14 protein-coding genes and 1 pseudogene are annotated in these 18,525 nt (G+C 71.8%); 9 read left to right on the top strand and 6 right to left on the bottom strand.

The window, feature by feature from the left end:
• Both yaaA and ACFV8H_RS25545 read right to left on the bottom strand, forming a co-directional pair.
• Positions 1–154 (bottom strand): annotated as a pseudogene (gene yaaA / locus ACFV8H_RS25550) (peroxide stress protein YaaA); the annotation flags it as partial.
• A gap of 9 nt (positions 155–163) precedes the next feature.
• Positions 164–1,117 (bottom strand): PAC2 family protein, encoded by a 954-nt coding sequence (locus tag ACFV8H_RS25545; RefSeq protein ID WP_380404033.1) that lies wholly within the window; start codon positions 1,115–1,117, stop codon positions 164–166.
• Between the two features lie 351 nt (positions 1,118–1,468).
• Between ACFV8H_RS25545 and ACFV8H_RS25540 the strand changes: the two genes are divergently transcribed.
• Positions 1,469–1,990 (top strand): SRPBCC family protein, encoded by a 522-nt coding sequence (locus tag ACFV8H_RS25540; RefSeq protein WP_380404030.1) that lies wholly within the window; start codon positions 1,469–1,471, stop codon positions 1,988–1,990.
• Between the two features lie 42 nt (positions 1,991–2,032).
• Here ACFV8H_RS25540 and ACFV8H_RS25535 read toward each other — a convergent pair whose 3' ends face one another.
• On the bottom strand, positions 2,033–3,115 hold the full coding sequence (locus ACFV8H_RS25535; RefSeq protein WP_380404027.1) for a hypothetical protein: 1,083 nt from the start codon (positions 3,113–3,115) through the stop codon (positions 2,033–2,035).
• 143 nt (positions 3,116–3,258) lie between these two features.
• On the opposite strand from ACFV8H_RS25535, the gene metH reads away from it, so the two are divergent.
• The 3 genes from metH to ACFV8H_RS25520 all read left to right on the top strand — a co-directional run bounded on the left by metH (position 3,259) and on the right by ACFV8H_RS25520 (position 9,430).
• Positions 3,259–6,768, top strand: coding sequence for a methionine synthase (metH, locus tag ACFV8H_RS25530; protein ID WP_380404024.1), 3,510 nt, complete (start codon positions 3,259–3,261; stop codon positions 6,766–6,768).
• Positions 6,769–6,907: 139 nt separating this feature from the next.
• The gene (locus tag ACFV8H_RS25525) at positions 6,908–7,612 is read left to right on the top strand and encodes an HAD family hydrolase (protein WP_380404021.1); all 705 of its coding nucleotides are present in this window, start codon (positions 6,908–6,910) and stop codon (positions 7,610–7,612) included.
• Between the two features lie 210 nt (positions 7,613–7,822).
• The gene (locus ACFV8H_RS25520) at positions 7,823–9,430 is read left to right on the top strand and encodes an ABC transporter substrate-binding protein (RefSeq protein WP_380404018.1); all 1,608 of its coding nucleotides are present in this window, start codon (positions 7,823–7,825) and stop codon (positions 9,428–9,430) included.
• A gap of 78 nt (positions 9,431–9,508) precedes the next feature.
• Here the strand turns inward: ACFV8H_RS25520 and ACFV8H_RS25515 are convergent, their stop codons facing one another.
• Positions 9,509–10,180, bottom strand: a complete 672-nt coding sequence (locus tag ACFV8H_RS25515) for a response regulator transcription factor (protein WP_063346919.1) — start codon at positions 10,178–10,180, stop codon at positions 9,509–9,511.
• Complete coding sequence (locus ACFV8H_RS25510) at positions 10,180–11,115, bottom strand: RecB family exonuclease (RefSeq protein WP_380404015.1); 936 nt, start codon at positions 11,113–11,115, stop codon at positions 10,180–10,182. The genes ACFV8H_RS25515 and ACFV8H_RS25510 overlap by 1 nt, the downstream gene beginning before the upstream one ends.
• Before the next feature lie 206 nt (positions 11,116–11,321).
• Between ACFV8H_RS25510 and ACFV8H_RS25505 the strand changes: the two genes are divergently transcribed.
• From ACFV8H_RS25505 to ACFV8H_RS25495, 3 genes are all read left to right on the top strand, one after another.
• A complete protein-coding gene (locus tag ACFV8H_RS25505; protein WP_380404012.1) occupies positions 11,322–12,533 on the top strand; it encodes a site-2 protease family protein in 1,212 nt (403 codons plus the stop codon).
• A 48-nt stretch (positions 12,534–12,581) separates the two neighbouring features.
• Entirely contained in the window at positions 12,582–13,541 is a 960-nt protein-coding gene (locus ACFV8H_RS25500) for a tRNA (adenine-N1)-methyltransferase (RefSeq protein ID WP_375890785.1), read from the top strand.
• A 201-nt stretch (positions 13,542–13,742) separates the two neighbouring features.
• Positions 13,743–14,399 (top strand): hypothetical protein, encoded by a 657-nt coding sequence (locus ACFV8H_RS25495; protein WP_380404009.1) that lies wholly within the window; start codon positions 13,743–13,745, stop codon positions 14,397–14,399.
• Between the two features lie 22 nt (positions 14,400–14,421).
• Here the strand turns inward: ACFV8H_RS25495 and ACFV8H_RS25490 are convergent, their stop codons facing one another.
• The gene (locus ACFV8H_RS25490) at positions 14,422–14,727 is read right to left on the bottom strand and encodes a ferredoxin (RefSeq protein WP_380404007.1); all 306 of its coding nucleotides are present in this window, start codon (positions 14,725–14,727) and stop codon (positions 14,422–14,424) included.
• A 285-nt stretch (positions 14,728–15,012) separates the two neighbouring features.
• On the opposite strand from ACFV8H_RS25490, the gene arc reads away from it, so the two are divergent.
• Both arc and dop read left to right on the top strand, forming a co-directional pair.
• Positions 15,013–16,779, top strand: coding sequence for a proteasome ATPase (gene arc / locus ACFV8H_RS25485; RefSeq protein WP_380404004.1), 1,767 nt, complete (start codon positions 15,013–15,015; stop codon positions 16,777–16,779).
• Positions 16,780–17,005: 226 nt separating this feature from the next.
• Positions 17,006–18,517, top strand: coding sequence for a depupylase/deamidase Dop (gene dop / locus ACFV8H_RS25480; protein ID WP_380404001.1), 1,512 nt, complete (start codon positions 17,006–17,008; stop codon positions 18,515–18,517).
• Positions 18,518–18,525 lie beyond the last annotated feature (8 nt).

The raw sequence follows: 18,525 nt of genomic DNA, 5'->3' as shown, positions 1-18,525 counted from the left end.
GAATCCGGTCCGTCACCCGCACCGCGCCCCACAACCCGGAGAACACGAGCAGCGAGCGCGTGGCACGCCTCTTCGCGGCGGTGTCCAGCGAGGCCAGGTCGAGGGCGTCGTAGAGGACACCCGTGTAGATCTCCCCGGCGGGCCGCGGCGGGGCCGGCGAGGACTACTCGTCCTCGGCCCCCTCCTGGCTCTCGCGGGTCGTGCCCGGTCCCTCCGGCTCGGCCGGCCGCTCGGCCGTCGCGTGCCCGGACACCGGCTTCTCGCCGGTCGGGCCGACGTTCTCCCGGCGGCGCAGGTAGCGCTCGAACTCGCGCGCGATGGCGTCGCCGGAGGCCTCCGGCAGCTCCGCCGTGTCCTGCGCCTCCTCCAGCTGCTGGACGTACTCGGCGACCTCGCTGTCCTCGGCAGCCAGCTGGTCCACGCCCAGCTGCCAGGCCCGGGCGTCCTCGCCCAGCTCGCCCGGCGGGATGCGCAGGTCCAGCAGGTCCTCCAGCTTGTTGATCAGCGCCAGCGTGGCCTTGGGGTTGGGCGGCTGCGCCACGTAGTGCGGCACCGCGGCCCACAGCGTCACGGCCGGCACCCCGGCGTGGGTGCACGCCTCCTGGAGCACCCCGACGATCCCGGTCGGGCCCTCGTAGCGGCTCTCCTCCAGGTCCAGCCGGCGGGCCAGGTCCGGGTCGGAGGTGACCCCGCTGACCGGCACCGGCCGACTGTGCGGGGTGTCGCCGAGCAGCGCGCCCAGGATCACCACCAGTTCGACGCCCAGCTCGTGCGCGAAGCCCAGCAGCTCGTTGCAGAACGAGCGCCAGCGCATGCTGGGCTCGATTCCGCGGACCAGCACCACGTCCCTGGTCACCGGCTCGGTCACCCGGACCACCGACAGCCGGGTGGTCGGCCAGGTGATCCGGCGGACACCGCCGTCCAGCCAGACCGTCGGACGGTTGACCTGGAAGTCGTAGTAGTCCTCGGCGTCCAGGGCGGCGATCACCTTGCCGCCCCAGGTCTCGTCCAGGTGGGCCAGGGCCGCGGAGGCGGCGTCGCCCGCGTCGTTCCACCCCTCGAAGGCGCAGACCATCACCGGGTCGATCAACTCGGGAACATCTTCCAGCTCGATCACCCAGCGTCTCCCTCCGGTCGGCGGTCGGACCGGCACCGCCCCGGCTGGCCTGCCGGGGCAACGACGGGCCGGCTGCCGCCTGTCGAACCTCTCGTCTCCCGTGGAACGGCTCGCTCCACGGTCCCTACCTGCCCAGCCTACGGGCTTTGATGCGCATGACGGCCGGGCACCGGGACAGTCTGGGGGAGCGGACCGCCCTGATCCAGCGGATATCCGGCCCCCGGCGGCTGACGCGGCGTCAGCCGGCCAGGGGTGGACGCACGGTGCCTGACCGGCGACGCTGCGCCACGGGGGGCGGGCCGGGCGCCGCGGCGCGATGATGGGGGCGGGGCGGGCGGAAGGGGCCGACCGATGAACCGATGGCTGTGGATCGGCGCGGGTGCGGGCGCGGCGGCGCTGGCCGGGACCGTGCTGCTGGCGGTGGACCGGGCCGGGCGCCGGCTGCCGGTGGAGCACGTGACCGAGGGCGGGCTGGAACTCGCCCAGTCGCCCGGCGCAGTCTGGGAGGTGCTGACCGACATCGACCTCTACCCGGCCTGGCGTCCGGGCCTCACCCACGTCGAACGGCTGCCCGCCGGGGCCGGCGGGCGCCCGCGCTGGCGCGAGTACGACCGGCACGGGCACACCACCTACGAGGTGGTGGCCAGCGAGGCCCCGCACCGCCTGGTGACCGGCATCGCCGACCCGGACCTGCCCTACGGCGGCACCTGGACGTACCGGCTCACCCCGGCCGGGCCCGGCTGCTCGCTGACCGTCACCGAGCACGGCGAGGTCCGCAAGCCGCTGTACCGGGCCGTCTCGCACTACCTCTCCGGCGAGGACGCCACCGTGCACCGCTACCTGGGCGCCCTGGCCCACCGGATGGCGGCCTGAGTCGGCCTGAGTCGGCCTGAGTCAGACGGAGCCGGACGGAGCCTAGGAAGGGTCCACCCAGCCGCGCCGGTACGCCGCCCAGTTCTCCGGCGTCGCGGCGAAGTCCACGTACAGCGCGACCCCGAAGTTGGCCCGCCGCAGGTCCTCCCGGCCCAGGCCGAGGCGGACGCCCCGGACGGCCGCCGGGACGGTCTCCGCGTCGCCCCAGTGGCCCCACTTGTCGTCCCAGAAGAACGGCAGGCCGATCAGGAGGTCGACCTGCGGCGGGGTGGCCGCCAGGGCCAGCTCGGTCTGCCGGGCGACGTAGCCGCCGTACAGCGGCTCGGTCGGCATCGAGGTGTCGTAGGTCATCACCGCGATCTGGTCGACCCGGCGGGCGGTCTCCCCGAAGTACGCCTGGTCCCACCACTTGCCGTGGTCGGTGAGCAGGATGCCGGCCGTGTGCAGGCCGGGGACGGGGTCGATCTGCGGGGCCGCCACCGACAGCTTCGCGCCGCGGGCGGCCGTCACCGGGTGGACCAGGTCGAGCAGGGCGAGCCAGCCGGCCGAGCCGGGGCGGATCGGCTCCATGTCGAAGTGCACCCCGTCGAAGCCCTGGTCCAGCACCTGGGCCGCGGAGGCGGCGACCCGCTCCCGGGTGGGCGCGTCGTCGAGGTCCAGCGCGTCCCGCTCGGGCTTGACCTCGTCGCCCAGCCAGCCCTGCAGCCGCACCCCCGGCAGTGCCCGGTGGGCGGCCTCGGTGAACCAGCGGGCCTTCGGGTGGACGGCGGGCGGCAGCGAGCCGTCGTGCTCCAGCGGCCCGGTGTGGACGTACAGGTCGCGCACGCCGGTGCCGGCCAGCTGCCGGGCCAGCGCGGCGACGTCGGCGTCGGTCTTGCGGCCGTCCACCCAGGCGTGGCCGAGCCAGACGGCGTCCCGGCCGCGGGTGCGGGCCTCGGCGGCCGGTTCACCCGAGTAGTGCAGCCGGATCGCGAGGAACAGCGAGCCCAGTGCGGCGACCGGCACGGCCGCCGCCAGCCCCAGCGCCACCAGGGCGCGGCCCCACCACGGCAGGCCTCTCCAGCGGCGCAGCGGAGCTCCCAGGGCGCGCCCGATCCGCCGCGCAACGGTCCCGAACCGGGTCATACGATCGCTCTCCCCTCGCGGTCGAGCGCTCAGGATACGGAATGCACCCGCAGGCCGGGCCGTGGGCCGGATACTCTGGCCACGTGCGGGCCCGAGCAAGCGGGCTCGCAAAGCCGACAGCCGTCGCACCAGGGAGACGCCCCATGGCCACTGCAGCCAACCCGTCCATCACTCAGCAGAGCCGCGCGAACGCGTTGCGTGAAGCGCTCGCCACCCGGGTGGTGGTGGCCGACGGTGCGATGGGCACCATGCTCCAGGCCCAGGACCCGACGCTGGAGGACTTCCAGAACCTGGAGGGCTGCAACGAGGTCCTCAACGTCACCCGGCCGGACATCGTCCGCTCCGTCCACGAGGCCTACTTCGCGGTGGGCGTGGACTGCGTCGAGACCAACACCTTCGGCGCCAACTTCTCCGCCCTGGGCGAGTACGAGATCGCCGAGCGCATCTTCGAGCTGTCCGAGGCCGGCGCCCGGATCGCCCGCGAGGTGGCCGACGCCCACGCCGCCGACGGCCGTACCCGCTGGGTGCTCGGCTCGATCGGACCCGGCACCAAGCTGCCGACCCTCGGCCACGCCCCGTACGAGACGCTGCGGGACGGCTTCCAGAAGAACGCGGCCGGTCTGATCGCCGGCGGCGCCGACGCGCTGCTGGTGGAGACCAGCCAGGACCTGCTGCAGACCAAGGCCGCGATCCTCGGCTCCAAGCGCGCCCTGGCCGAGGCCGGACTGGACCTCCCGGTGCTGGTGCAGGTGACGGTGGAGACCACCGGCACCATGCTGCTCGGCTCCGAGATCGGTGCCGCGCTCACCGCGCTGGAGCCGCTCGGCGTCGACTACATCGGCCTCAACTGCGCCACCGGCCCGGCCGAGATGAGCGAGCACCTGCGCTACCTGGCCAAGAACGCGAGGATCGGCCTGTCCTGCATGCCGAACGCGGGCCTGCCGGTGCTCGGCAAGGACGGCGCCCACTACCCGCTCTCCCCGGCCGAACTGGCCGACGCCCACGACGTGTTCACCCGGGAGTACGGCCTCTCGCTGGTCGGCGGCTGCTGCGGCACCACCCCCGAGCACCTGCGCCAGGTGGTGGAGAAGGTCCAGGGCCGTCCGGTCGTGCGCCGCGAGCCGCAGCCCGAGCCCTCGGCCTCCTCGCTGTACCAGGCGGTGCCGTTCCGCCAGGACACCTCGTACCTGGCGATCGGTGAGCGCACCAACGCCAACGGCTCGAAGAAGTTCCGCGAGTCGATGCTGGCGGGCGACTGGCAGGCCTGCGTGGAGATCGCCCGGGACCAGATCCGGGACGGCTCCCACCTGCTGGACCTGTGCGTCGACTACGTCGGCCGCGACGGCGTCGCCGACATGAAGGAGATCGCCGGCCGGCTGGCCACCGCCTCGACCCTGCCGATCGTGCTGGACTCCACCGAGCCGGACGTCCTGCGAGCCGGTCTGGAGGCGCTCGGCGGCCGCGCGCTGCTCAACTCGGTCAACTACGAGGACGGCGACGGCCCGGACACCCGGTTCGGCCGGATCGCTTCGCTGGCCCGCGAGCACGGCGCCGGCCTGATCGCGCTGACCATCGACGAGCAGGGCCAGGCCCGCACCGCCGAGACCAAGGTCGCCATCGCCGAGCGGCTGATCGCGCAGCTCACCACCGAGTACGGCATCGACGAGGGCTCGATCCTGGTCGACTGCCTGGCCTTCACCCTGGGCACCGGTCAGGAGGAGTCCCGCCGGGACGGCATCGAGACCATCGAGGCGATCCGCGAGCTCAAGCGCCGCCACCCGGACGTGCAGACCACCCTGGGCCTGTCCAACATCTCCTTCGGCCTCAGCCCGGCCGCCCGCGTGGTGATCAACTCGGTCTTCCTGAACGAGTGCGTCGAGGCCGGACTGGACTCGGCGATCGTGCACGCCTCCAAGATCCTGCCGATGGCCCGGATCCCCGAGGACCAGCGCGAGGTCGCGCTCGACCTGGTCTACGACCGCCGCAGCGAGGGCTACGACCCGCTGCAGAAGCTGCTCCAGCTCTTCGAGGGCGTCTCCTCGGCGTCGGTCAGGGCCTCCAAGGCCGAGGAACTGGCCGCCCTCCCGCTGGAGGAGCGGCTGCAGCGCCGGATCATCGACGGCGAGCGCAACGGCCTGGAGGCCGATCTGGACGAGGCGCTGACGGAGCGTCCGGCGCTGGACATCGTCAACAGCACGCTGCTGGCCGGCATGAAGGTGGTCGGCGAGCTGTTCGGCTCCGGCCAGATGCAGCTGCCGTTCGTGCTCCAGTCCGCCGAGGTGATGAAGACCGCGGTGGCCCACCTGGAGCCGCACATGGAGAAGTCCGACGACGAGGGCAAGGGCACCATCGTGCTGGCCACCGTCAAGGGCGACGTCCACGACATCGGCAAGAACCTGGTCGACATCATCCTGTCCAACAACGGCTACAACGTGGTCAACCTGGGCATCAAGCAGCCGGTTTCGGCGATCCTGGACGCCGCGCAGGAGCACCGGGCGGACGTGATCGGGATGTCCGGCCTGCTGGTGAAGTCCACCGTGATCATGAAGGAGAACCTGGAGGAGCTGAACCAGCGCAAGCTGGCCGCGAGCTTCCCGGTGATCCTCGGCGGCGCCGCCCTGACCCGGGCCTACGTGGAGCAGGACCTGCACGAGATCTACGAGGGCGAGGTCCGCTACGCCCGGGACGCCTTCGAGGGCCTGCGGCTGATGGACGCGCTGATCGCGGTCAAGCGCGGCGTGCCCGGTGCGACCCTGCCGGAGCTCAAGCAGCGCCGGCACGCCAGGGTCGAGGTGGCGGAGCCGGAGCCCGAGGTCAACCTCGGCCAGATCCGCTCCGACGTCGCGCTGGACAACGCGCTGCCCGCCCCGCCGTTCTGGGGCGACCGGATCGTCAAGGGCATCCCCTTCGCCGACTACGCCTCCTGGCTGGACGAGGACGCGCTGTTCAAGGGCCAGTGGGGCCTCAAGGCCGCGCGCAACGGCGACGGCCCGTCCTACGAGGAGCTGGTGGAGACCGAGGGCCGGCCCCGGCTGCGGGCCTGGCTGGACCGGCTGCAGACCGAGGGCTGGCTGGAGGCGGCCGTGGTCTACGGCTACTACCCGGCCAACTCCAAGGGCGACGACCTGATCGTCTTCCACGAGGACGGCACCGAGCGGACCCGCTTCACCTTCCCCCGCCAGCGGCGCGGCCGCCGGCTCTGCCTGGCGGACTTCTTCCGCCCGGAGGAGTCCGGCGAGCGGGACGTGGTCGGCCTCCAGGTGGTCACCATGGGCAACCGGATCTCGGAGGCGGCCAACGAGCTGTTCGCCGGCAACTCCTACCGCGACTACCTGGAGCTGCACGGCCTCTCGGTGCAGCTGGCCGAGGCGCTGGCGGAGTTCTGGCACGCCCGGGTCCGCTTCGAGCTGGGCTTCTCCGGCGAGGACCCGCAGGACGTCAAGGACATGTTCGCGCTCAAGTACCGGGGTGCCCGCTTCTCGCTCGGCTACGGGGCCTGCCCCGAGCTGGAGGACCGCGCCAAGATCGCCGACCTGCTCAAGCCGGAGCGGATCGGGGTGGTGCTCTCCGAGGAGTTCCAGCTCCACCCGGAGCAGTCCACCGACGCGATCGTGATCCACCACCCCGAGGCGAAGTACTTCAACGCGCGGTAATCCGTACGTCCCTCTCCGTTCGCTCTTTCCGGGCGAAGCGGGCGTATCCTGGATGATCCTGAACGGGCCGGTCCGCTGACCAGCGGGCCGGCCCGTGTCATCCCCGGGACCGCCCTGGGCGCAGCCGGAAGGACTTGCCATGACGACCAGCTCCACCGCCGCCCCGGCGCTCGACCTCGGGCACGAGCCCGGCCTCCAGGCGGTGCTGCTGGACATGGACGGCACGCTGGTGGACACCGAGGACTTCTGGTGGCAGGCCGAGGTGACGCTCTTCGCCGAGCTGGGCCACCGGCTGGACGAGCAGGACCGGGCGCACGTCGTCGGCGGGCCGATGGCCCGGGTGATGGAGTACCTGGTCGCCCGCACCGGGGTGGACATCGCCCCGGCCGACCTGGGGGCGCTGGTCAACCAGCGCTTCGTCGACCTGCTGGCCGGCGGGGTGCCGCTGATGCCGGGGGCCGAGCGGCTGCTCAACACCCTTGCCGCGCACGGCGTTCCGGCCGCGCTGGTGTCCGCCTCGCACCGGCACGTGATCGACATCGTGCTGCGCTCGCTGGGCGCCGAGCGGTTCGCCTTCACCATCGGTGGGGACGAGCTGCCGCGCACCAAGCCGTTCCCCGACCCGTACCTGGAGGCGGCCCGCCGGCTGGGCGCGGAGCCGGCCCGCTGCGTGGTCGTCGAGGACACCCCGACCGGGGTGCGGGCGGGCGAGGCGGCGGGCTGTCCGGTGATCGCGGTGCCCTCGGTGGCGCCGATCGAGGCGGCTCCCGGGCGGCTGGTGGTGCCGTCGCTGGAGCAGGTCGATCTCGAACTGCTGCGGTCGCTGGTTGCTTCGCGGGTGTGATTGTCATCTCATTGCGGCCGGGGTCTACTCGCCGGTAAGTGCCCCGGCCGGGCATCTCCGGGGGAGAAAACGGGCAATGGCTGACAACTCGTCGGGCGCGCCGTGATGCCCTCAACGACCGTGTCCCAAACGTCATCTGCACGGGTATCGGTCGTGCGTGTTCGATATGGCACGCTACTCGGGTTCGCGACACCCCCGAAGGACGCTCCCGTGAAGACTTCAGCTGAACGCCTGGCAGCACTCGGCTGCGCCGGTCTGGTCGCCGTGACGGTGGCCGGTTGCGGATCGGTCACCGACGCCGTCAAGGGGGACAGCGGCGGCAAGGCGATCACCATGGGGACCGTCCAGCTGACCGGCACCCTGGACCCCGCGGTGGTCTACGACTCCGGCTCCTGGCTGGTGCTGCGCAACGCCTTCCAGTCGCTGCTCACCTTCCCGGCCGCGGCCAGCACGCCCTCCCCGGACGCCGCGCAGTCCTGCGACTTCTCCGGCGGCGAGGCCACCGAGTACCACTGCACCCTGCGGCCCGGGTTGAAGTTCTCCAACGGCCACCCGCTGACCGCCGAGGACGTGGTGTTCTCGATCCAGCGGACCAAGAAGATCAACGACCCGAACGGCCCGGCGGGCCTGCTCTCCTCGATCAAGAGCGTGGAGGCCAAGGGCGCGAGCGAGGTGGTCTTCCACCTGGCCGCCCCCGACGCCACCCTGCCGGCCAAGCTGGCCTCCCCGGCCGGCGCCATCGTCGACCACCAGGTCTACCCGGCCGACAAGGCGCTGCCCAACGACAAGCAGGTCGGCTCCGGCCCCTACCGCGTGGACTCGGTCGAGGGCATGGCCGACGGCAAGCAGCTGGGCAAGGTCGTCCTGGTCCCCAACGACAAGTACAGCGGCGACGCCAAGCTGCGGAACAACAAGTTCACCGTCCGGTACTTCGACAAGCCCGCCGACCTCAAGGCCGCGCTGGACAAGGGCGACGTCGACGTCACCGACAACAGCCTGGAGCCCAACACCGCCGCCCAGATCCGCTCCGACCAGCAGGGCGGCAAGACCGACCTCCAGGTCGTCGAGGGCGACAGCAACGACACCCGCTCGCTGGTCTTCAACACCAAGGACCCGGTGATGAGCAACGTCGGCGTCCGCCAGGCCGCCGCCGCGCTGCTCGACCGCAAGGCGCTCGCCCGCGACGTCTTCGCCCGCACCGTCCAGCCGCTGTACGCGATGGTCCCGGCCGGCGTCACCGGCCACACCACCGCCTTCTTCGACCGCTGGGGCGACCAGGACGTCGCCAAGGCCAAGAAGGCCCTGGTCGACAACAAGGTCCAGACCCCGGTCAAGCTCACCCTCACCTGGTCCCGCTCGCGGGCCGGCAACGGCGAGGCCGACACCTTGAAGAAGCAGCTGGAGACCGGCGGCCTGTTCCAGGTGACGGTCCAGCAGGAGCCCGACTGGGAAGCCTTCAAGAAGGGCTGGAACGAGGGCAAGTACCAGGCGTACATCGTCGGTTGGTTCGCCGACTACCCGGACCCGGACAACTACATCGCCCCGCTGCTGGTCGACGGCGGCACCTACCACACCGGCTGGGACGACCCGAAGATCAGCCAGAAGCTGATCCCGGACGGCCTCAAGCAGGCCGACCGCAGCGCCGCCTCGGCCTCCTACGCGCAGATCCAGCAGATCGTCGCGGAGAGCGTGCCGCTGATCCCGCTGTACCAGAACAAGGCCTTCTACGCGGCCCGTGCCAACATCACCGGCGTCGAGTCCACCGTCGACACCACCGGCTTCTTCCGCTTCTGGGAGATCAGCCGCAGCGGCAAGTAGCGCGCGACGCACGGCGGCCCGCCCGCTCCCCCCGGTGTCCCGGGGCGGAGCGGGCGGGCCGCCGTCGTGTTCCCCGGGCTACAGCGCGCCGGGCCGCACCAGGCCGCTCTCGTAGGCGTACACCGCCGCCTGCACCCGGTCGCGCAGCTGGAGCTTGGTCAGCACATGGCCGACGTGGGTCTTCACGGTCGTCTCGCTGACGAACAGCTCGGCCGCGATCTCCGCGTTCGACAGCCCGCGCGCCACCAGCTTCAACACCTCCAACTCCCGCTCGGTCAGCGCGCTCAGCGCCTGCGGCGGCGCCTCCTCGCCCGAGGGCAGCTTGGTGGCGTACATGTCCAGCAGCCGGCGGGTGATGCTCGGCGCCAGCATCGCCGCGCCGTCCGCGACCACCCGGATCGCCTGCACCAGCTCCTCCGCCGGGACGTCCTTGAGCAGGAAGCCGCTGGCACCCGCGCGCAGCGCCTCCACCACGTACTCGTCCAGGTCGAAGGTGGTCAGCACCAGCACCTTGGCCGGGCCGTCCCGACCCGGGCCGGCGATCCGGCGGGTCGCCTCGACGCCGTCCATCCGCGGCATCCGGATGTCCATCAGCACCACGTCGGGCTGCAGCGCCCGGACCTGGTCCAGCGCCTGCTGACCGTCACCGGCCTCGCCGACCACCACGAGGTCGGACTCGGCCTCCAGGATCATCCGGAAACCGGTGCGCAGCAGTGGCTGGTCGTCGACCAGCAGCACTCGGATCGTCACTAGGACTCCTTGCTCATCGGATCCCCCGTGGGATCGCTCTCATCCGACGTACGGGTCGGCCCGTCCGGGGTGCGGGCCGGCGGCACCGGCAGCGGGTACGGCGGCGGGGTGCCGCCGAACTCCGGGCAGCTGGCCCGGTGGTCGCACCAGTCGCAGAGCCGGTTGCGGGTGGCCGGGAAGTCCCCGGTGGCCACCGCCTGCGCGATCCGCTCCCACAGCGCCTGCAGCTTGCGCTCCACCGCGAGCAGGTCGGCCTCGTCCGGGTCGTAGCTGACCACGTCCCCGCCGCCGCCCAGGTAGACCAGCTGGAGGCGCTTGGGGATCACGCCCTTCCAGCGCCACACCACCAGTGCGTAGAACTTCATCTGGAACATCGCCTTGCCCTCGAAGTCCCGCGAGGGCGCCCGGCCGGTCTTGTAGTCCACCAGCCGGACCTCGCCGGTGGGGGCGACGTCCACCCGGTCGATGTAGCCGCGCAGCAGCAGCCCCGACTCCAGGGCCGTCTCCACGTACAGCTCGCGCTCCACCGGGTGCAGCCGGGTCGGGTCCTCCAGCCGGAACCACTGGCCGACCAGCTTCTCGGCGTCCGCCAGCCAGCCGGTCAGCGCCGCGCCGTCCGGGTCGTCCGGGAACAGCGAGCCCAGCTCCGGGCGCTCGCCCAGCAGCCGCTCCCACTGCGGGCGCAGCAGGCCCAGCGCCCGCTCCGGCGTCCGCTCGGCCGCCGGGCTGTCGAACAGCCGCTCCAGCACCGCGTGCACCAGCGTGCCCCGGGTCGCCGCCGGGCTCGGCGGCTCGGGCAGCCGGTCGATCACCCGCAGCCGGTACAGCAGGGGACAGGTGAGGAAGTCCCCCGCACGGGACGGGGACAGCCCGGTCGGGGGCGCCGCCGGGCGCGCCGGAGCCCCGGCGGCGCTGCTGGTGTCGGTCTGCTGCATGGCTACGACCCTATTGCCCTTTGCTGTCATCCCGCTGCCACCGGGCTGCCGCGCTGCCCCTTCCCGGCAGTCGGCCGGGGGCCGGCCCGGTCCGGGGCCGGTCCAGTGGGTATGAAGCCTGGCAGAGGGGCGCGCGCCGCCGGGTGGCCGCGATCACGTAGCGTGGGCGCACCGGGGCACGACGGCGGACGACCGAAGGGATCACGGTGAGCGACACCAGGGGGCAGCAGACCTCCGACCAGCCACCGCAGGACGGCGGACGCCCCGAGGGGCGCCCGCCGGAGCACGGCGGCGGCCTCCTGATGGGGCGGCCCTTCGGCGTGCCCATCTACGTCACCCCGTCCTGGTTCGTCATCGCCGCGCTGATCACCTGGGTGTTCGGCGGGCAGCTCGGCGACGTGCTGCCCGAACTCGGCAGCGGTGAGCGCTACCTGCTCGCGTTCTTCTTCGCGGTCGCCTTCTACGCCTCCGTCCTGGTGCACGAACTCGCCCACACGCTGGTCGCGCTGCGCTACCGGCTCGGGGTGCGGCGGATCCAGCTGCAGTTCTTCGGCGGCGTCTCCGAGATCGAGAACGAGGCCGGGAGCCCCTGGCGCGAGTTCTGGCTGGCCTTCGTCGGCCCGCTGCTGTCGCTGGTGCTCGGCGGGGTCTTCTACCTCGCGCTGCGCGCCGTCGAACTGTCCAGCGTGCCCGGGGTGCTGCTGACCGGCCTGATGGTCTCCAACCTGGTGGTCGCCGCCTTCAACCTGCTGCCCGGCCTGCCGCTGGACGGCGGCCGGATGCTGCGCGCGGTGGTCTGGGCGATCACCGGCAGGGCGATGACCGGCACCGTGGCGGCCGCCTGGATCGGCCGGGGCCTGGCCGTCGCGGTGCTGTTCGGCCTGCCGCTGGTCAGCGCCTCCCGCGGCGCCGAGCGCACCACCACCGACACCCTGGTGGACGCGGTGCTGGCCGCCGTGCTGGCCGCGATCATCTGGAACGGCGCCACCGGGAGCCTGCGCAACGCCCGGCTCAAGGAGGCGCTGCCCGCCCTGCGGCTGCGCGACCTCGCCCGCCGCACCGTCGAGGTCACCGCCGACACCCCGCTCGGCGAGGCGATGCGCCGGGCCCGCGAGGCCCAGGCCGGCGCGGTCGTGGTGGTGGACGGTCGGGGCGAGCCGATCGCCATCGTCCGGGAGTCCGCGGTACGGGCCGTACCGGAGCACCGCCGCCCCTGGGTGGCCGTCGGCCCGCTCGCCCGCGACCTCGAACCCGGGCTGCGGCTGGACGCCGACCTCGGCGGCGAGGACCTGCTGCGGGCCGTCCAGGCCACCCCGGCGGGGGAGTACCTGGTGGTCGAGGCGGACGGCCGGGTCTACGGCGTGGCCGCGCTCAGCGACATCGAACAGCGCCTCACGGCGGCGGTCTCCGGCCGCTGAGCAGGGCCTGGTGAGGCGGGACGCCCCGCTTCCCTTAGGATTGGCCGCATGTCCGAACCGACCGGTGCCGCCCGCCGACGCGGGCCCTTCCAGGTCGGGGACCAGGTCCAGCTGACCGACCCCAAGGGTCGCCACTACACGTTCACGCTCCAGGCCGGGAACCAGTTCCACACCCACAAGGGTGCGTTCCCGCACGACGAGCTGATCGGCGCTCCTGAAGGCACGGTCGTGCGCACCACGGGGAACGTCCCGTACCTCGCGCTGCGCCCCCTGCTCCCCGACTACGTCCTGTCCATGCCCCGCGGCGCCGCCGTGATCTACCCCAAGGACGCGGGGCAGATCCTGGCGATGGCCGACATCTTCGCCGGTGCCCGGGTGATCGAGGCGGGTGTCGGCTCGGGCGCGCTCAGCACGTACCTGCTGCGCGCCGTCGGCGAGCAGGGCCTGCTGGCCTCCTACGAGCGCCGCCAGGACTTCGCGGACATCGCCCAGGGCAACGTGGAGCGCTACTTCGGCGGCCCGCACCCGGCGTGGAAGCTGACCGTCGGCGACCTCCAGGACAACCTGGTCGAGACCGACGTCGACCGCGTCATCCTCGACATGCTGGCCCCCTGGGAGTGCCTGGACGTCGCCTCCCGGGCGCTCGTCCCCGGCGGTCTCATCTGCTGCTACGTGGCCACCACGACGCAGATGTCCAAGACCGTCGAGGCGCTGCGCGACCACGGCACCTTCACCGAGCCGCAGGCCTGGGAGACCATGGTCCGCACCTGGCACCTGGAGGGCCTGGCCGTCCGCCCGGACCACCGGATGATCGGCCACACCGGCTTCCTGCTCACCGCCCGCCGCCTGGCGGACGGCGTCGAGCCGCCGCTGCGCCGCCGCCGCCCGGCCAAGGGCGCCTACGGCGAGGACTACGACAACGGGGCGCCCGAGCCGTCCCTCCAGGAGCGCGCCGCGGCCCGCAAGGCGGCCCGCGACACCGACTCCGAGCAGCCCGACCTGGGCTGAGCCCGGCCCGAGCAGCAGGGGTGGTGCGAGCATCGCGCTCGCGCCACCCCTTCGTTTTTTGGCCGGCTCGCCTCCGGGCGCTCCGACCCGGCGCCGACGGTCCTCGCTCCGGCGCTCGTTCCTCGCTTGTCACTCGTCGCTTTCGGCACCGGCGCGCCCTTCGGCTCCCCGGCCGCCGGCCCGCAGGTTCCGTGTGGGACGATGCTCGCTCACACGCTCCTGGAGCTCTGGAGGGGACGCCTGGTGGAGACCGCGGTCGGGACGACGGCGACGGCCGGACAGCAGACACCGCAGGGCCGCACCCGGCCCGGTCACGCGCGGACCGCACCGTGGCACTGGGCCCTCGCCCTGGCCGGCTGCGGCGCGGTGGTGGCCGCCGCACTCGCCGCCTCCCCGGCGACCGGCACCCCGCTGCCCGCCCGCAGCGGCGCCCCCAAGGCGCTCGCGGCCGGCGCGGCCCCCGATCCGGCCAAGGCCCAACTGCCCATGGACTGCGGCCCGTTCCCGGTCAGGACGGTGCTCAGCGTGCCCGCCGAACTGGGCGACGGCCGCCCCGGTACGGTCGTCGCCGCCCAGTGCGGCACCGACACCGGCACCCCGCCGGACTCCGTCTACCTGCTCGGCTTCGGCCCGGACCGGCGCCCGGTGGTGGTCGCCACGCTGCTGACCGACCGGGAGAACCTCACCCTGAGCCGGCTCACGGTGCGCTCCGACGGCGCCATCACCGGCCGCGCGCAGGGGTATTCGAGCGACGAGGTGCCGCGCTTCCGCCCGGACCTCTCGCTCGACCTCACCTGGACGCACCGGGGCGGCGGCTGGGAACGCTCCCAGACCGCCGCCCCGGTCAGCGCGACCTGAACCCTCCGCGCGACCCGAACCGCTAGTCGGCGTCGGGCCCGTAGACCTCGACCCGGTCCGCGACCCGGCGCACGTGGATGCAGTCGCCGGGGCACTCCTTCGCCGAGTCCACCACGTCCTGAAGGAGCGTCAGCGGCACCGGGGCGGTCTCCCCGGGCTGCTGGCGCAGTTCGTCGTCCTCGCCCTTCACGTACGCGAGTCCGTCGATGTCCAGCTCGAAGACCTCCGGTGCGTACTGGACGCAGATGCCGTCGCCGGTGCACAGATCCTGGTCGATCCACACCTCCAGCTCGTCGGCCGCTGCCGCGGTCTGCTCGGTCACCGACATGGTCCCCTGCCGTTTCTGTCCCGGGTCGCCCCTATTCCTGGAGCAATCCCGCCATTCGTACAACGATCGGACCCACTACCGCGGTCGCGATCGGATATCACTTCGCCCGACGATACATCTGGTCCGCTTTGGGTGGTGCGCGGTGGGTATCCCCTTAGCAGAGGGGAAGCACGCTGGGGCGAAGATCGGACACGCCCGTTCCATCTTTCTTGATCTAGGGGTTTACGGACCCCTGGTCCCAGGTAGGGTCTGGAAGCGTCCAGCTCCCCGGAGGAGGTGAGGACCGTGGCAGCCCACGATGACGACTACAACCGCAGCACCGGCAGGCCCGCTCGTGGTTCCGACGAGGCCGCTCAGGTCTCGTACCTTGAGCAGGAAATCGCCGTACTGCGCCGCAAGCTCGCCGACTCGCCGCGCAATTCGAGAATCCTCGAAGAGCGGATCGTCGAGCTCCAGACCAACCTGGCCGGCGTGACCGCCCAGAACGAACGACTCGCCTCCACCCTGCGCGAGGCCCGCGACCAGATCGTGGCCCTCAAGGAGGAAGTGGACCGGCTGGCACAGCCCCCGGCCGGTTTCGGCACCTTCCTCGAGGCGAACGAGGACGGTACCGCCGACATCTTCACCGGCGGTCGCAAGCTCCGCGTCAACGTCAGCCCGAACGTCGTCCTCGACGAACTGCGGCGCGGCCAGGAAGTGATGCTCAACGAGGCCCTCAACATCGTGGACGCGATGGCCTTCGAGCGCATCGGCGAGATCGTCACCCTCAAGGAGATCCTCGAGGACGGCGAGCGCGCCCTGGTCGTCGGCCACACCGACGAGGAGCGGGTGGTGCGCCTCGCCGAACCGCTGCGGGACATCACCGTCCGGGCGGGGGACGCACTGCTGCTGGAGCCCCGCTCCGGCTACGTGTACGAGGTGGTGCCGAAGTCCGAGGTCGAGGAGCTGGTCCTCGAAGAGGTCCCGGACATCGACTACCGCCAGATCGGCGGCCTGAGCAACCAGATCGAGCTGATCCGCGACGCGGTCGAGCTGCCGTACCTGCACGCCGACCTCTTCAAGGAGTACGAGCTGCGCCCGCCCAAGGGCGTGCTGCTCTACGGCCCGCCCGGCTGCGGCAAGACGCTGATCGCCAAGGCGGTCGCCAACTCGCTGGCCAAGAAGGTCGCCGAGGTCACCGGCCGCCCCCAGGGGAAGAGCTACTTCCTCAACATCAAGGGCCCGGAGCTGCTCAACAAGTACGTGGGCGAGACCGAGCGGCAGATCCGGCTGGTCTTCCAGCGGGCCCGGGAGAAGGCGAGCGAGGGCACGCCCGTCATCGTCTTCTTCGACGAGATGGAGTCCCTGTTCCGCACCCGCGGTTCCGGTGTCAGCTCGGACGTGGAGAACACCATCGTCCCGCAGCTGCTCGCCGAGATCGACGGCGTGGAGGGCCTGGAGAACGTCATCGTCATCGGCGCCTCGAACCGCGAGGACATGATCGACCCGGCGATCCTGCGGCCCGGCCGCCTGGACGTCAAGATCAAGATCGAGCGCCCGGACGCCGAGGCCGCGAAGGACATCTTCTCCAAGTACCTCAAGGACTCGCTGCCGTTCCACCCGGACGACCTCAAGGAGCACGACAGCTCCGTCGGGGCCACGGTGGCGGCGATGATCCAGTCGGTCGTGGAGCGGATGTACTCGGAGACCGAGGAGAACCGCTTCCTGGAGGTCACCTACGCCAACGGTGACAAGGAGGTCCTGTACTTCAAGGACTTCAACTCCGGCGCCATGATCCAGAACATCGTCGACCGGGCGAAGAAGATGGCCATCAAGGACTTCCTCGACCACGGTCAGCGCGGTCTGCGCGTCTCCCACCTGCTCGCCGCCTGCGTGGACGAGTTCAAGGAGAACGAGGACCTGCCGAACACCACCAACCCGGACGACTGGGCCCGCATCTCCGGCAAGAAGGGCGAGCGGATCGTCTTCATCCGCACGCTGGTCACCGGCAAGCAGGGCGCCGAGTCCGGCCGCTCCATCGACACTGTCGCCAACACGGGGCAGTACCTGTAAGCACGCGGTTGTCCGGGCCGGCGACGGTCCCCGGAGCTGTACGCACCCCGTCCGGCTGTGGCGCCTCGCGGCCCCGCAGCCGGACGGCGCGTCTCGGGGCCCGCCGTACGGCACGGAAATAGGCTCGACCCACCGTCCGCGGGCAGATGTCCGGCGCCGGTGTTGTTCAGCGGTACGTCAGCGTGTTCCGCCCGCCGGGGGCGGGGCACCGGGCAAGGAGGGCCGCATGACCGTACGGCGCGTGATGGGCATCGAGACCGAGTACGGGATCTCCGTGCCCGGGCACCCCAACGCCAACGCCATGCTCACCTCGTCCCAGATCGTCAACGCGTACGCGGCGGCGATGCACCGGGCACGGCGGGCCCGCTGGGACTTCGAGGAGGAGAACCCGCTGCGCGACGCGCGGGGCTTCGACCTCGCGCGCGAGGTGGCGGACGCCAGCCAGCTGACCGACGAGGACATCGGCCTCGCCAACGTCATCCTGACCAACGGGGCCCGGTTCTACGTGGACCACGCGCACCCCGAGTACAGCTCGCCCGAGGTGACCAACCCGCGCGACGCCGTGCTCTGGGACAAGGCCGGCGAGCGGATCATGGCGGCCGCCGCGCTGCGCGCGCTGGAACTGCCCAACGGGCAGAACATCCACCTGTACAAGAACAACACCGACAACAAGGGCGCCTCCTACGGCACCCACGAGAACTACCTGATGAAGCGGGCGACGCCGTTCGCCGACATCGTCCGCCACCTCACCCCGTTCTTCGTCTCCCGCCAGGTGGTCACCGGCGCCGGCCGGGTCGGCATCGGCCAGGACGGCTCGGCGAACGGCTTCCAGATCAGCCAGCGGGCGGACTACTTCGAGGTCGAGGTCGGCCTGGAGACCACCCTCAAGCGCCCGATCATCAACACCCGGGACGAACCGCACGCCGACGCCGAGAAGTACCGCCGGCTGCACGTGATCATCGGGGACGCCAACCTCTCCGAGATCTCCACCTACCTCAAGCTGGGCACCACCTCGCTGGTCCTGTCGATGATCGAGGACTCCTTCATCGCCTCCGACCTCGCGGTCGACCAACCGGTGCGCACCCTGCACCGGGTCTCCCACGACCCGACGCTCAAGCACCTGATCACCCTGCGCAACGGGCGCAAGCTCACCGCCGTCCAACTCCAGCTGGAGTACTTCGAACTGGCCCGCAAGTACGTCGAGGACCGCTTCGGCACCGACGCCGACGAGCAGACCCTGGACGTGCTGGCCCGCTGGGAGGACGTCCTCGGGCGGCTGGAGCGCGACCCGATGTCGCTCTCCAGGCAACTGGACTGGATCGCCAAGCGGGAGATCCTGGAGGGCTACCGCAGCCGGGACGCCCTGGAGTGGGACAACCCGCGGCTGCACCTGGTGGACCTCCAGTACAGCGACGTGCGGCCCGAGAAGGGCCTCTACAACCGCCTGGTGGCCCGCGGCAGGTTCGAGCGGCTGCTGACCGAGGAAGAGGTCGAACGGGCCGTCTCCAAGCCCCCGGAGGACACCCGGGCGTACTTCCGCGGCCGCTGCCTGGAGCAGTACGCGGAGCACGTCGCGGCGGCCTCCTGGGACTCGGTCATCTTCGACCTGCCGGGCCGGGACTCGCTCCAGCGGGTGCCCACCCTGGAGCCGCTGCGCGGCACCCGCAACCACGTCAAGGAGCTGCTGGACCGCTGCCGCACGGCGGAGGACCTGCTGCGGGTCCTCTCCGGCGGGTAACTTTTCGA

Source organism: Kitasatospora sp. NPDC059827, assembly GCF_042731675.1.
GTDB lineage: Bacteria > Actinomycetota > Actinomycetes > Streptomycetales > Streptomycetaceae > Kitasatospora.
This window is presented reverse-complemented; position numbering and strand designations above follow the sequence as displayed.

What these genes read in the sequence shown, in the direction of transcription:
- ACFV8H_RS25535 (WP_380404027.1), bottom strand. Translation starts at nt 3,115, where the DNA reads ATGACCCGGTTCGGGACCGTTGCGCGGCGGATCGGGCGCGCCCTGGGA.
- ACFV8H_RS25495 (WP_380404009.1), top strand. Translation starts at nt 13,743, where the DNA reads ATGCTCGCTCACACGCTCCTGGAGCTCTGGAGGGGACGCCTGGTGGAG.
- ACFV8H_RS25540 (WP_380404030.1), top strand. Translation starts at nt 1,469, where the DNA reads ATGAACCGATGGCTGTGGATCGGCGCGGGTGCGGGCGCGGCGGCGCTG.
- dop (WP_380404001.1), top strand. Translation starts at nt 17,006, where the DNA reads ATGACCGTACGGCGCGTGATGGGCATCGAGACCGAGTACGGGATCTCC.
- ACFV8H_RS25490 (WP_380404007.1), bottom strand. Translation starts at nt 14,727, where the DNA reads ATGTCGGTGACCGAGCAGACCGCGGCAGCGGCCGACGAGCTGGAGGTG.
- ACFV8H_RS25510 (WP_380404015.1), bottom strand. Translation starts at nt 11,115, where the DNA reads ATGCAGCAGACCGACACCAGCAGCGCCGCCGGGGCTCCGGCGCGCCCG.
- metH (WP_380404024.1), top strand. Translation starts at nt 3,259, where the DNA reads ATGGCCACTGCAGCCAACCCGTCCATCACTCAGCAGAGCCGCGCGAAC.
- ACFV8H_RS25500 (WP_375890785.1), top strand. Translation starts at nt 12,582, where the DNA reads ATGTCCGAACCGACCGGTGCCGCCCGCCGACGCGGGCCCTTCCAGGTC.
- ACFV8H_RS25525 (WP_380404021.1), top strand. Translation starts at nt 6,908, where the DNA reads ATGACGACCAGCTCCACCGCCGCCCCGGCGCTCGACCTCGGGCACGAG.